Source organism: Ochrobactrum sp. SFR4, from assembly GCF_019730395.1.
Classification (GTDB): Bacteria; Pseudomonadota; Alphaproteobacteria; order Rhizobiales; family Rhizobiaceae; genus Pseudochrobactrum.
Window position 1 is genome coordinate 55205 of the sequence record NZ_JAAPBB010000003.1, and the last position, 13123, is coordinate 68327.

The 13123-nt window shown below is 52.0% G+C and carries 10 protein-coding genes; 6 read left to right on the forward strand and 4 right to left on the reverse strand.

All coding sequences use genetic code 11. The features are described 5' to 3' along the window. The first annotated feature begins 8 nt into the window (after positions 1 to 8). Entirely contained in the window at positions 9 to 1382 is a 1374-nt protein-coding gene (gene gltX / locus HBA93_RS04425) for a glutamate--tRNA ligase (protein ID WP_221722468.1), read from the forward strand. Here gltX and HBA93_RS04430 read toward each other — a convergent pair. The 3 genes from HBA93_RS04430 to dgcA all read right to left on the reverse strand — a co-directional run bounded on the left by HBA93_RS04430 (position 1345) and on the right by dgcA (position 6052). Beyond that, positions 1345 to 2118, reverse strand: coding sequence for a hypothetical protein (locus HBA93_RS04430; RefSeq protein ID WP_121992702.1), 774 nt, complete (start codon positions 2116 to 2118; stop codon positions 1345 to 1347). The two genes, gltX and HBA93_RS04430, sit on opposite strands and share 38 nt — an antisense overlap. A 228-nt stretch (positions 2119 to 2346) precedes the next feature. Continuing rightward, positions 2347 to 4695, reverse strand: a complete 2349-nt coding sequence (locus HBA93_RS04435) for an NADP-dependent malic enzyme (protein WP_121992701.1) — start codon at positions 4693 to 4695, stop codon at positions 2347 to 2349. Between the two features lie 364 nt (positions 4696 to 5059). Beyond that, positions 5060 to 6052: an N-acetyl-D-Glu racemase DgcA gene (gene dgcA, locus HBA93_RS04440; protein WP_121992700.1), complete on the reverse strand. Its 993-nt coding sequence runs from the start codon at positions 6050 to 6052 to the stop codon at positions 5060 to 5062. A gap of 178 nt (positions 6053 to 6230) precedes the next feature. On the opposite strand from dgcA, the gene HBA93_RS04445 reads away from it, so the two are divergent. The 5 genes from HBA93_RS04445 to HBA93_RS04465 all read left to right on the forward strand — a co-directional run bounded on the left by HBA93_RS04445 (position 6231) and on the right by HBA93_RS04465 (position 11977). Next, positions 6231 to 7418, forward strand: a complete 1188-nt coding sequence (locus tag HBA93_RS04445) for an ABC transporter permease (protein ID WP_221722469.1) — start codon at positions 6231 to 6233, stop codon at positions 7416 to 7418. 31 nt (positions 7419 to 7449) lie between these two features. After that, a complete protein-coding gene (locus tag HBA93_RS04450) occupies positions 7450 to 8385 on the forward strand; it encodes an ABC transporter ATP-binding protein (protein ID WP_121992698.1) in 936 nt (311 codons plus the stop codon). Positions 8386 to 8392: 7 nt separating this feature from the next. Further along, positions 8393 to 9388 (forward strand): MlaD family protein, encoded by a 996-nt coding sequence (locus HBA93_RS04455; RefSeq protein WP_022710368.1) that lies wholly within the window; start codon positions 8393 to 8395, stop codon positions 9386 to 9388. Beyond that, complete coding sequence (locus tag HBA93_RS04460; protein ID WP_022710367.1) at positions 9388 to 9981, forward strand: ABC-type transport auxiliary lipoprotein family protein; 594 nt, start codon at positions 9388 to 9390, stop codon at positions 9979 to 9981. The genes HBA93_RS04455 and HBA93_RS04460 overlap by 1 nt, the downstream gene beginning before the upstream one ends. Before the next feature lie 223 nt (positions 9982 to 10204). Further along, entirely contained in the window at positions 10205 to 11977 is a 1773-nt protein-coding gene (locus tag HBA93_RS04465; protein ID WP_221722470.1) for an SLC13 family permease, read from the forward strand. 3 nt (positions 11978 to 11980) lie between these two features. Here the strand turns inward: HBA93_RS04465 and HBA93_RS04470 are convergent, their stop codons facing one another. After that, entirely contained in the window at positions 11981 to 13066 is a 1086-nt protein-coding gene (locus HBA93_RS04470) for a siderophore-interacting protein (RefSeq protein ID WP_221722471.1), read from the reverse strand. Between the last annotated feature and the right edge of the window lie 57 nt (positions 13067 to 13123).

A 13123-nucleotide genomic window follows, 5' to 3' on the forward strand; every position in this document is an offset into this window, starting at 1 on the left:
AGAAAACTATGACTGTAATCGTTCGTTTTGCACCGTCGCCGACCGGCTATATCCATATCGGCAATGCCCGTCCGGCGCTTTATAACTGGTTATTTGCGCTGAAGAATAAGGGGCAATTCATCCTGCGTTACGACGATACGGATGTGGAACGCTCTCGATCAGAATATGCGGAAGCGATTGCCCGTGATATTGATTGGCTGGGTATTAAACCATCCCGTGTCGAATATCAGTCCAAGCGCTTTGCAGTTTATGATGCTGCCGTTGAAAAGTTGAAAGCAGCCGGTCTGCTCTATGCCTGTTATGAAACAGCAGAAGAGCTGGAACTGCGCCGTAAATTGCGCCTGACCCGCCGTCTGCCGCCGGTCTATGGCCGCGATGCGCTGAAACTGACAGATGAACAGAAGGCGGCTTTTGAAGCTGAAGGCCGTAAGCCGCATTGGCGTTTCCTGCTGCCGAATTTCAAAGCAACGCCGTTTGAAACCGAGCGTACAGAAGTGCATTGGGATGATCTGGTGCGCGGCCCGCAGACTGTTGATCTGGCTTCCATGTCTGATCCGGTACTGGTGCGTGAAGACGGCACCTATCTCTATACACTGCCATCGGTGGTGGATGATATTGATATGGGCATTACCCATATTATCCGTGGCGACGACCATGTGACCAATACCGGTGCGCAGATTGCAATTTTCCGCGCACTGAGCGATGTGGTGCCGGTCTTCGGTCATCACAATCTGCTGACAACAACAAGCGGGGAAGGTCTGTCCAAGCGCTCCGGTGCTTTGTCTGTCGGATCTTTACGCGAAGCCGGTGTCGAGCCTATGGCGGTTGCCTCGCTGGCGGTGCTGACCGGTACATCGGATAATGTTGAGCCGGTAGCGACAATGGAAGAACTGGCGGCACGCTACGAGCCGTCCCATGCGTCGAAATCCAATGCCAAATTTGATCCGGCTGATCTGACCGGTCTTAACCGCGCTTTGATCCATCATCTGGAATTTGCCGATGTGGCGTCACGTCTGGCAGAGATCGGTGTTTCCGGTGATAAGGCTGAAGCCTTCTGGGCGGCTGTCCGTGGTAATATTGATCATGTTAAAGATGCTACGCAGTGGTGGGAAGTCGTCAACCGCACTGAGCCTTTCAGCGAGGTGATAGCTGATGAAGACAAGGATTTCATCGCACAGGCTTTTGATCTTCTGCCTGAAGAACCATGGGGCAGCGATGTCTGGAAAGTCTGGACAGAAGCTGTGAAGGCCGCAACCGGCCGCAAAGGCAAAACTTTGTTTATGCCTTTGCGACTGGCATTGACCGGTGTCGCCTCCGGTCCTGAATTAGCTGATCTCTTACCACTTATTGGGCGGGAACATACGTTGGCCCGACGCGCCTGATCGCCGGATCCGGCACATAATCAACAGCTTCGTGAACAGGCGGCGGGGATTTCTCCGCCGCTTTTGTATGTTTCATCACAGGGGCTGCCGGAATGGAGAATGGTGACTTGCCGACACTGGCGGTTGCCTTGACCGGTATCAGATCAGTAGCACTGCTTATGCTTTCCGCAGGCACGAAGGCGGCTGGCTGCTGCAATGCGGCCTGCCTGACAGTTTTGGGCTTTTTATAGGTCTGTTTAATGCGCTTACGTGTTGTGGTGGCAGCGCGGTTTTCTTTCATCAGCCGTTCAAGCTCTTGCGGGCTGCGGCAATTATAGCGACGCATATCTGTATAGATTGCCTGCCGCAGATGTCTCTGCTGTGGTGTGGCTGCTGCGCGGGCAATCTGTTGCAATGCAGATTCGATACGGTGCTGGGATGCACGTATATAACTGCATTCCTCTGAAGCGGAGCCATTGCTGAAAGGCCCCGGATTACAGGAGTAACGTCTGGCATCACTGTTGGCCTGCCGCTGCATTTGGCTCAGTTGTTGATAGCGTTTGGCTTGCTGCGCATTCAGGCTGGTATGATAATCAATATTACGTAAGTCCTGTTCGTAGGCACGGCATATACGACTATCGGACAGGTTCTGTGAAATTGCAGGGCTGCTTGCAAGTAAGAGTGTGGCTGCAGCCACGACGGCTTTAAATGGTGAAAATTGAAATATTGGTATTTTGAAATGGATTGATGAAAACATGAAATACTCCGCTCAAATGATCTGAACTACCGATGTGAAGAGTATGAATATTGATGGTAAATGACATGTAAATTATTGATTTATAATAATAATTGTAATTTTTAGTACTTTATTGATGCCTCAGATTGAGATTTTTACATCAACAAAAAACGCCGCATCATTTTTTGAAACGATGCGGCGTTTAATTATTTTAGATTAGAGCATTTCCAGTCGGGATACGCTCTGAAATCAGGCTGTCGTGCGTTGTGAAGCCTCAACAACGGCCAATGCTGTCATATTGACAATACCGCGCGATGTAACTGACGGTGTGAGAATATGCGCAGGACGGGCTGCACCCAGCAGGATCGGGCCCACATGCAGGGCATCGGTTACAGTTTTCAGCACATTCATGGTGATATTCGCGGCATCCAGATTAGGGAAGACCAGCAGATTGGCTTCGCCCTTCAGTCGGGAATTCGGGAATACGCGGTCACGCTGGAACTGCGACAGAGCCGCGTCACCATGCATTTCACCGTCCACTTCCAGCTCCGGTGCGCGTTCCTGCAGAATGGCGCAGGCTTCGCGCATTTTGGCAGCGCTTTTTGAATCGCGTGAACCGAAGTTCGAATGCGACAGCAGGGCAGCCTTTGGCTCAATACCGAAACGACGGATTTCCTTGGCCGCCAGAATGGTCATTTCCGCGATTTCTTCGGCGCTCGGATCAACATTTACGTAAGTATCTGTGAAGAACAGCGTACCACGTGAGGAGATCAGCAGGCTGAGCGTTGAAAGATCATGCAGACCGGTCTGAATACCGAGAATCTGCTTAACCAGCGTCAGGTGGCGTTCAAAACGGCCTTCGAGACCACAGATCATCGCATCCGCTTCATTGCGCATCATGGCCAGAGCAGCAATTACCGTCGGGTTGGTGCGCACGATGGAACGGGCGGCTTCCGGTGTCATACCCTGACGGCCGGTCAGCTTATGCATCAGATCAACATAGTCACGGTAACGCGGATCATCTTCCGGATTGATGATCTCAAAATCAACACCCGGTTTGATTTTAAGCGCATAGCGTTGCAGACGGGTTTCGATAACATTCGGACGGCCGATCAGGATCGGCTGTGCAATGCCTTCTTCCAGTACAACCTGAGCGGCACGCAGTACGCGTTCTTCTTCACCATTGGCATAGATAACGCGTTTTTTGTCTGCGGAGCGGCGTGCAGCGGCAAAGACCGGCTTCATAATCAGGCCGGAGCGGAACACGAAGCGGTTGAGGCGGTCGATATAGGCTTCCATATCGGTGATCGGGCGGGTTGCCACACCGGTTTCCATAGCAGCTTCTGCCACTGCCGGGGCAATACGCAGGATCAGACGCGGATCAAACGGCGACGGAATCAGATAATTGGCACCAAAAACCGGTGTGTCACCGGAATAGGCACGGGCTGCCACATCGGATACTTCTTCGCGGGCGAGAGCAGCAATCGCTTTCACCGCAGCCATTTTCATTTCTTCATTAATGGCTGTTGCACCGACATCCAGCGCACCGCGGAAAATATACGGGAAGCAGAGAACATTGTTCACCTGGTTCGGATAGTCCGAACGGCCTGTGCAGATGATTGCATCTTCACGCACAGCACGGGCTTCTTCCGGCATGATTTCCGGCTTCGGATTGGCCAGAGCCATAATCAGCGGGGTAGGCGCCATTTTGGCAACCATTTCCGGCTTCAGAACACCTGCAGCAGATACGCCGAGGAAGACATCCGCATCCGCAATAATGTCATTCAGTGTGCGTGCATCGGTATCCTGAGCATAGACCTCTTTCCAGCGGTCCATCAGCTCGTTACGGCCTTTATAGACAACGCCTTCCAGATCGCTGACCCAGATATTCTTGTGCTGTGCGCCAAGGCTGACCAGCAGGTTGAGGCAGGCAAGTGCTGCCGCACCGGCACCGGAAACAGCAATTTTGGCTTTGGTGATATCTTTGCCGGCCAGTTCCAGACCATTCATGACGGCTGCGGCTACGATAATAGCTGTGCCGTGCTGATCGTCATGGAAAACAGGAATGTTCATTTTAGCGCGGAGCTGTTCTTCAACTTCGAAACATTCCGGCGCTTTGATATCTTCCAGATTGATGCCGCCGAAGGTTGGTTCCAGCGCGGAAATCACATCAACCATACGCTCGACTTTGAGCGAGTCGATTTCAATGTCGAAAACATCAATATCGGCAAATTTCTTGAATAGTACGGCTTTACCTTCCATCACCGGCTTGGAAGCCAGCGGGCCGATATTGCCGAGACCGAGAACGGCTGTACCGTTGGAAATAACCGCAACCAGATTGGCGCGGGCAGTATAATCGGCAGCCAGTGCCGGATCATCCTGAATAGCAAGACAAGGAGCTGCAACACCCGGGGAATAGGCCAGTGCCAGATCGCGCTGGTTACCCAGTGTTTTTGTTGGCTGGATTTCCAGTTTACCCGGCTTTGGTGAGCGATGATAAAAAAGCGCCGCTTCTTCAAAATCCGAGAATTTTCTGTCTGTGCCGGATACCTGTGCGGTGCCGGTGTTATTCGTGTCGTTGGATGATTTTTTTGTCATATAATTCTTGTCCAGTCAGACGATTGGGGTAGTCATCCCCGTGACAGCTAAGCAGTTAAGCAAAAGCGGGATCCGCTTGTGCGGGAAAATCAGTCCGCCGGACTTATTTCTTTTCCCGCAATGGTCTGCCCAAACTACATTAACCAAAAACACTCTGGCGCATTTGTCTCAAAGGGAGGCGCTTCGGACAAGCGTGCCATTTTGTAGGAATAAGGTCGTATATGGGATATTCGGGCAAGTTACAAATCACAGACTGCTCATTCGGCGCTGTAAAAATCAAAAAATACGCTTTTGCGGCCTGTAGCCGAAAGGGGAGCGCGATTATGTCTCAGTCGGAGTGAAATCGCGCTTAACCGAAATCCGGTTAACCCCACAATTCAGGCAGAGGCGGGGAGACAGTTGTCCCGTCATAATGCAATGCCGGTTCACGGTCACGCGCCAGCAAGAGCGGTCCGTCGAGGTCGACGAAATCCGCATCCTGAGCCACCATCAGGGCAGGTGCCATGGCGAGAGACGAACCGACCATACAGCCGACCATCACTTGCAGGCCAAGAGAACGGGCCTTGTCTCGCATGACCAGTGCTTCAGTCAGGCCGCCGGTCTTATCCAGCTTGATATTCACCGCGTCATAGCGGTCTGTCAGCTTTTCCAGACCTTCGGATGTGTGGGCGCTTTCATCGGCGCAAACCGGCACAGGGCGGCTGGCCTGTAACAGATAGCTGTCATCAGAAGACGGTAGCGGCTGCTCAATCAAAGCAATTCCGCATTCTGCGGCCACATTGATATTTTCGGCAAAATTATCCGCATTCCAGCCTTCATTGGCATCCAGAATGATTTGCGCTTTTGGTGCGGCTTCGCGCACGGCACGAATGCGCGCGGCATCATTCTCGCCGCCGATTTTCACTTTAATCAGCGGATGATGTGCCAGTTTGGCGGTGGCTGCCGCCATAGCTTCCGGCGTATCAACGGAGACAGTGATCGCAGTAATCAGCGGGCGTGGTGTAATATTGAGCAAGGCAGCAACTGTCGTGCCGGACTGTTTTGCCTGCAAATCCCACAAGGCGCAGTCCACGGCATTGCGTGCGGCACCGGCAGGCATGGCTGATTGCAGTTTCAGACGCAGGCTTTCTGCCGACCCGCCTTGTTTCAGCAAAGGTTCAATCGTGCGGATATGTTCGCTGACTGATTCGATGCTTTCGCCATAACGGGCATAAGGCACACATTCTCCGTGACCGCTGTAAATACCGTCACTCAATTCACACACTACGATAACAGCTTCGGTTTTGGAGCCGCGCGAGATTGTAAATTTCCCTGCAATCGGGTAGCGCTCAATAAGCAGATTTAGATTATATTGCATTGGTACTGTCCGTAATTATAGAAATTTACGCCTGGTGTAGTGCAGATTGATCATATTGGTGCAGGCGTTCAGGGTTATCAAAAAGCTGATAGACTTGAATATTTGCAGAAGGGATGGAAGTAATCCGGTGCATATCTGATCCGGATATTTCCAAACAGACTCAGGTTTTGGAAGACGCATGTTGACCGATAAAACGGGTAAAACAAGTAGCAGCTCTGCATCCGCACCCGAAATTAATGTGGTGGCGGATGATGGTGTGACTATTATCTCTTTATCCGGCCGCTGGACGTCGCTGACTGTCGCCCGCGTTGATAATCAGATGCGCAAGCTGGAAAGCGGTCTTGCAGATAAAATGCAGGCACCGGTTGTGAAAGTGGATATGGGTGACATATCCGGTCTCGATACGGCCGGAGCATGGCTGATTGAGCGTCTGCGCGTTGCGCTGAGCAAACAGCAGATCAGTGTGCATATTGATAATATCCGCCCGAGCTGGACACCGCTGCTGGAAGAGGTCGGCGCTGCGGTTGAGCGCTATCAGCTGCCTGAAAAGCATCATCGCCCGTTTTTCGCAATTGCTCTGCTCGATAAGCTCGGCCGCTTTATGTATGCGGCACGCGATGATTTTTTGATGTCGATGCATATTCTCGGCGCGACGATCCGCGGTTCGCAGATGAAGTCCGGCCGTGGCAATGGCATCAGCTATGCAGCTATCGTCAATCAGATCGACCGTATGGGGGTCGGTGCGATTCCCGTTGTGTTGCTGATGTCGACGATTATCGGTGCGATTATTGCCCAGCAGGGCGCTTTTCAGTTGCGCTATTTCGGTGCGGAAATTTTTGTTGTCGATCTGGTCGGTATTCTCGTGCTGCGTGAAATCGGGGTGTTGCTCACTGCAATTATGATTGCGGGGCGATCCGGCAGTGCGATCACTGCGGAAATCGGCTCGATGAAAATGCGCGAGGAAACCGATGCGCTGACAGTTATCGGTTTGAACCCTGTCGGTGTACTGGTGTTTCCGAGGCTGGTGGCGCTGGTGATTGTTTTGCCAATGCTGACAATCATTGCCGATCTTGCTGCTTTGGCCGGTGCCGGTTTTGTTGCCTGGGCCTATTCCGGTATTCCGCCTGAAGCATTTCTCAGCCGTCTGCGTGACGCGATTGTGACTTCAACCTATCTTGCAGGTCTGATTAAAGCGCCTTTCATGGCGATGATTATCGGTATTATGGCCTCGGTTGAAGGTATGAAGGTAAAGGGCAGCGCAGAATCACTGGGACGGCGCGTTACCTCATCGGTGGTGAAATCGATTTTTGTGGTGATTGTCGTGGACGGGTTGTTTGCGATTTTCTACGCAGCCATCGAGTTTTAAAAAATTAGCTGCGATAAACATACGGATGAATATGACAAGTAAAGACAACCGGCAGCCATCACAGGGCACAGATGCAGGAGCGGCGCAGGAAGCCGTGATCTCCGTGCGTGATGTCACGGTTGCTTTTGGTCGTAATGTGATTTTGGACAAGCTGGATCTGGATATTCGCCGCGGCGAGGTTCTTGGTTTTATCGGCCCGTCAGGCTCGGGTAAGTCGGTGCTGATGCGCACTATTCTGGGGCTGAACCAGAAGAAATCCGGCCTGATTGATATTTTCGGGCAGGATGTCGACAAGGTTAATGAACGCCAGAAAATGGCGATTGATATGCGTATGGGGGTGCTTTTTCAGCAAGGCGCGCTATTTTCCTCGCTGACAGTGCTGGAAAATATTCAGGTGCCGATGCGCGAATATCTCGACCTGTCGCCAAAGCTGATGAATGAGCTGGCACGGCTCAAAATTGATCTGGTGGGGCTGAAACCGGACACGGCGGAGAAATATCCGTCTGAACTTTCCGGTGGTATGATTAAGCGCGCTGCACTGGCACGTGCTTTGGCGCTGGATCCTGAAGTCGTGTTTCTCGACGAGCCGACATCAGGGCTTGATCCGATCGGTGCGGCAGATTTCGATGATCTGATTGCCAATTTGCGCGATACGATGGGGCTGACCGTTTATATGGTAACCCATGATCTTGATAGCCTTTTTGCAATTTGCGACCGAATTGCTGTATTAGGACAAAAGAAAGTGCTGGTAGATGGCACAGTGGAAGAATTGCTAAAATTTGACGATCCTTGGGTACAGACCTATTTCAACGGTAAGAGAGCACGGCAGATTGATATGAATGCAGCAAACCGCCGGCGCAAAAGCTCAGCAATACCGGTTGAGAAAAAGGGAACGGATTTGAGCGGGACCGAAAACCAGACTACAAATCTTGATACGGGTCCCAATTCGGACCAAATACGGAATTGAATCAGTAATGGAAACAAAAGCCAATTATGTTCTGGTCGGTATTTTCACACTTGCTGTGACACTTGCCGCATTTGGTTTCGTTTATTGGGCTGCGCGTTTCGGTGACGGCAATGATACGTTGCCGCTGGAAATCCGTATTCCCGGTTCGGTTACCGGTCTGTCCAAGGGCAGTCAGGTGCTGTTTAACGGGATTAAGGTTGGTGACGTGCGCCAGATGTTCCTCGATCCGCTCAATCCGAATATGGTGATTGTGCAGTCTGAAGTGAACCGCACAACGCCGATTACCCGTTCCACCAAGGCTGAGCTTTCTTCTCAGGGATTGACAGGTATCGCATTTGTCGAACTCAAAGGCGGCAGCCTGATGGAGCCTAATCTGATGGAAGAGGCGGAGAAGGGCGGCTATGTGGCGCGTATCAATGCTGATCCGTCAATCTTTACCGATCTGATGGCGACTGCGAAAGATATCTTCGGTCGTACCGAGCGCGTGCTTGGCGGGCTGGAGGGCTTTGTCAATGATGCCCGTGGCCCGCTGACAGATACAGTTAATAATGCCAAGACCTTTACCGATGCGCTGGCCAAAAATGCTGATGTTATCAGTGCGATCGGCGATAATGCTGCGGATGTTCAGAAGACGATCCAGGAAGCGCGTGAAATGATGCAGCGCCTGAATGAGGCATCCAAGCGCGTGGACGGCATCATGGCCAAAGTGGACAAGCTGTTGTCGCCGGAAGACCGTGAAGGTGTTGTGGCACAGGCGAAAGCGACGCTCGCTTCTATTCAGAAAACTTCGGACAATCTGGACAAGCGTCTGGCTCCGATTGCGGATAATCTGGCGCGCTTTTCGGGCAAGGGCTTAAGCGATGTACAGTCGGTTGTCGTGGACAGCCGCCGTTCGCTGCAGCGTATTGAACAGGCGATTACCGATCTTGAGCGGGATCCGCAGCGTATTATTTTTGGTGGTTCAGGCACTGTGCCGCAATATGACGGAAGGAAACGTCACTGATGCTGAAGCATATTCTGAACTATAAACTGACAGTTCTCGGTGCCGCAGTGTTGCTGGCCGGCTGTACGACAACACCGCTCGATACATTCAGCCTCAGCTCATCGCCGCAGGTGCAGGTTTCGCAGAAGCGTAAGAATGTGCAGATATTGGTGCCGACACCGGCAGCACTCAAAGCTTTGGACAGTGAGAATATCGTTATTCACGATGCACCGGGCTCCATTACCTATCTGAAAGGGGCACAATGGGGTGACCGTCTGACCAATCTGGTTCAGGCACGTCTGGTGCAGGCATTTGAAAACAGCAATGCTGTTGGTGGTGTCGGACGTCCGGGGGACGGTCTCGCCATCAATTATCAGGTGCAGGCGGAGTTGCGTGATTTCGGTATCAATGCATCGTCCTCACCGCAGACAGCCAAGATAGAACTGGCTGTTCGTGTGCTGAATGACAAGACAGGTGAAGTGCGTGCCACACGGGTCTTCACTTCCTCCGCACCGGTCAGCGGCGCTGGTAACAAAGCCTATATCCGCGCATTGGATGCCGGTTTCAGTGATGTGACCAGACAGATTGTTGCATGGGTGGTTTCTGTTATCTGAGGAAAAACAGATAAACCTTCATATCGCAGATAAATATTTTCGTATTACGATATGAAAACATTGAGATATTTAATTTTTTAAAAGGCGGCATTTATGTCGCCTTTTTTCTCTCCCCAAATCAATAAAAGAAAAATATTCTGTCTGCTGTATAAAAGCTGAAATATGCAGATGCGATTCCCTTTACTCATGACAGAGACGGGAAAAGACAGGGAGAGCAGGCCGTATGACCTTGCATCAGATATTGGCACTCATGGTTATCGCTTTGATGATGGCTGTCTTTATCTGGGATCGGTTTCGCTATGATGTGGTTGCTCTGTGCTTTCTGCTGATCTCTGTCAGTCTCGGTCTGGTTCCCTATGACAAAGCTTTCACCGGTTTTGCGGATGATATTGTTATCATTGTCGGCAGTGCGCTGATTGTCAGTGCCGGTGTGGCACGTTCCGGCCTGATGGAGGCGGCGGTGCAGCGTTTTGTGCCGCATCTTAATGCTGTGCGGCTGCAAATGCTGTTGCTTGTCGGGGTGGTGACAGTTCTCTCGGCTTTCGTAAAAAATGTCGGCGCTCTGGCCATTATGATTCCGGTTGCGCTGCAATTCGCGCGTCGCTCCAATGTATCACCTTCGATTTTCCTGATGCCGATGGCATTTGGTGCGCTGCTTGGCGGATTGATGACGCAGGTCGGCACATCGCCCAATATTGTGGTCTCGCGTGTACGCGCTGAAATGGTGGGCGAGAGTTTCACCATGTTTGATTTCACACCGGTCGGCGCAACGCTGGCGGTGGTAGGGATTATTTATCTGGCACTGTTCTACTGGCTGGTTCCGCAGCGCACGCGCGAAAATGTTAGCGTGGATGAGGCCATTGAAATTCGCAATTATGTTTCGGAAGCGCGGGTGCCGAAAGGTGCGACTGTTATCGGTAAAAAGATTACTGATCTTGTGAAACCGGCTGAAGGCAATGCGATGGTCACATCCATCTTGCGCGATACGAAACGCGTTGCGCCGTTGCCGGATACAGTGATTGCTGAAGGCGATATTATTCTGCTGGAAGGTGATCCGAAAGCGCTGGATGCGATTGTCAGCAACGGTAAGCTCAAACTGTCGGAAGACCGCGTACCCTCGGAGAATTCCGGTTCTGCTGAAATCGAAGCCATTGAGGCGGTGATCGGTAAGGATTCTGCGCTGATCGGCACATCGGCACGCGGGCTTAATCTTTATGAGAATTATGATGTTAATCTGCTGGCGGTAAGCCGTCAGGGTGAGCGTATCAGTGAGCGTTTGCGCGAGGTTATTCTGCATCAGGGCGATGTGGTGGTGTTGCAGGGACGGCAGGGGATTTTGCCGCCATTGCTGCGCGAACTGGGCTGCCTGCCGCTGGCACGGCGCACAATCCTGCTCGGCAGTGTCCGGCGCGGGCTTATCCCGCTGTCGATCCTGCTGGTTGCGATCGGAATAACTGCCTTGGGCGTTGTGCCTGTTTCAATCGCCTTCTTTGCCGCGGCAGTGGCTATGGTCGTCTTTCGGGTTATTCCGGTCAGTGAGGTTTATTCATCCGTTGACGGGCCGATTCTCGTGATGCTGGCTGCGCTTATTCCGGTCAGTGACGCCTTGCGCACAACCGGTGCAACGGATGTGATCGCGCAATGGCTGACAATTTTCGCACATCAAATGCCGCCTGCCGGTGCGCTGGCTCTGATTTTGATTACAGCAATGGCGGTCACACCATTTCTCAATAATGCGGCGACAGTGCTGGTAATGGCGCCGATTGCCACCAGTTTTGCCTCAGGTCTCGGCTTTAAACCCGAAGCATTTCTGATGGCTGTGGCGATTGGTGCCGGTTGTGATTTTCTTTCGCCGATCGGACACCAGTGCAATACGCTGGTGATGGGGCCGGGTGGATATCGTTTCAGTGATTATCCGCGCCTTGGCCTGCCTTTGTCTTTCATTATTATCTGTGTGGCTGTACCGGTTTTGATGTTCTGGTGGCCGTTGCAGTAAATATCAACCGGCCATGAAGCCGGTTGAATCTTTCTGCCAGTAACCGGCAACCAGTGTCTGATCACGGGATTTACCAAGCTGTTTGCGCCAGTAATCACGCATGATTTTGGCACAGTCAGCTTCACCGGCAAACCAGCCGAAACTGTCATTACCGGCCGGCCAGGGCAAAGCGCAGAGCTTGTCTGTCAGCACTGTTGCTGCTGCATCCTGATCGGCATTCACAATCCATTCGATAGCCACGCCTTCAGGATGTGTGAGCGGCTGAATATCAGATTGCGCATCAACGGCAATCAGCACATGGCCGGTAACATCGGGTGCGAATTCTTCCAGCATCCGCCCTACAGCGGGCAGGCCGGTCATATCCGTACCGATCAGATATTGTTTTGCTTGTCGCAGCGGACGGCCAACCGGCCCCATCAGACCGGCAATATCACCTTCGCGGGTATTTTTAGCCCATTGGCTGGCCAGCCCTTCGGTTTCATGAATATAGAAGTCAATTTCCATCCAGCCTTCTTCAATATTGAGATTGCGGATGGTGTAAGCACGCGCTGCCGGTCGCTTTGCTTCATCCGGCCAGAAGGGCAGGCCGTTCGGTCCCATGATCGGCCAGACAGGCCGAGACACATCTTGGGTCGGTAGTAGTAACCGCACATGCATCGCACCGAACAGGGAAAAACGTTTGAGGTCTTCACCGCTAAAACGAATACGCAGCATATGCGGTGTGAAATAGCGGGCAGAGACAACGGTCATCAGCCGGAACTGCGGTAGTGCCTGCTCGCCGGCATGATCGCCTTCCCAGAGAATGTCCGGTGCTTCTTCTTTGGTATAGAGTTTGATGGCAACGGCAGCCAGATCTTTCAGGCGGCTCAGGCCGACAGTTTCACCGGCGCGTAATGAAACCTGATAACCTTCAGGCTGCGATTTTAGTTCGATCTGCCCGAAAGGGTAATAAAATGCGTGCAGTTCTTCATGCACATCATAATGCGCTTCATAGGAATTCAGGCGGTCGATAATCGGTGGCAGGTAGGTTGCTCCGTTGACGAGGCGGATATTGGCATAGCTGTGCAGTGATAATGAATGCTCTGACACGGTGTTCTCGATTTTGGAAACAGGATGAAAGCAAAAAAGACAGGCAGCACAAAATGC

Bases quoted from the DNA above. Each gene is read 5' to 3' on its own strand.
- gltX (WP_221722468.1), top strand. From the start codon at position 9: ATGACTGTAATCGTTCGTTTTGCACCGTCGCCGACCGGCTATATCCAT.
- HBA93_RS04430 (WP_121992702.1), bottom strand. From the start codon at position 2,118: ATGTTTTCATCAATCCATTTCAAAATACCAATATTTCAATTTTCACCA.
- HBA93_RS04435 (WP_121992701.1), bottom strand. From the start codon at position 4,695: ATGACAAAAAAATCATCCAACGACACGAATAACACCGGCACCGCACAG.
- dgcA (WP_121992700.1), bottom strand. From the start codon at position 6,052: ATGCAATATAATCTAAATCTGCTTATTGAGCGCTACCCGATTGCAGGG.
- HBA93_RS04445 (WP_221722469.1), top strand. From the start codon at position 6,231: ATGTTGACCGATAAAACGGGTAAAACAAGTAGCAGCTCTGCATCCGCA.
- HBA93_RS04450 (WP_121992698.1), top strand. From the start codon at position 7,450: ATGACAAGTAAAGACAACCGGCAGCCATCACAGGGCACAGATGCAGGA.
- HBA93_RS04455 (WP_022710368.1), top strand. From the start codon at position 8,393: ATGGAAACAAAAGCCAATTATGTTCTGGTCGGTATTTTCACACTTGCT.
- HBA93_RS04460 (WP_022710367.1), top strand. From the start codon at position 9,388: ATGCTGAAGCATATTCTGAACTATAAACTGACAGTTCTCGGTGCCGCA.
- HBA93_RS04465 (WP_221722470.1), top strand. From the start codon at position 10,205: ATGACCTTGCATCAGATATTGGCACTCATGGTTATCGCTTTGATGATG.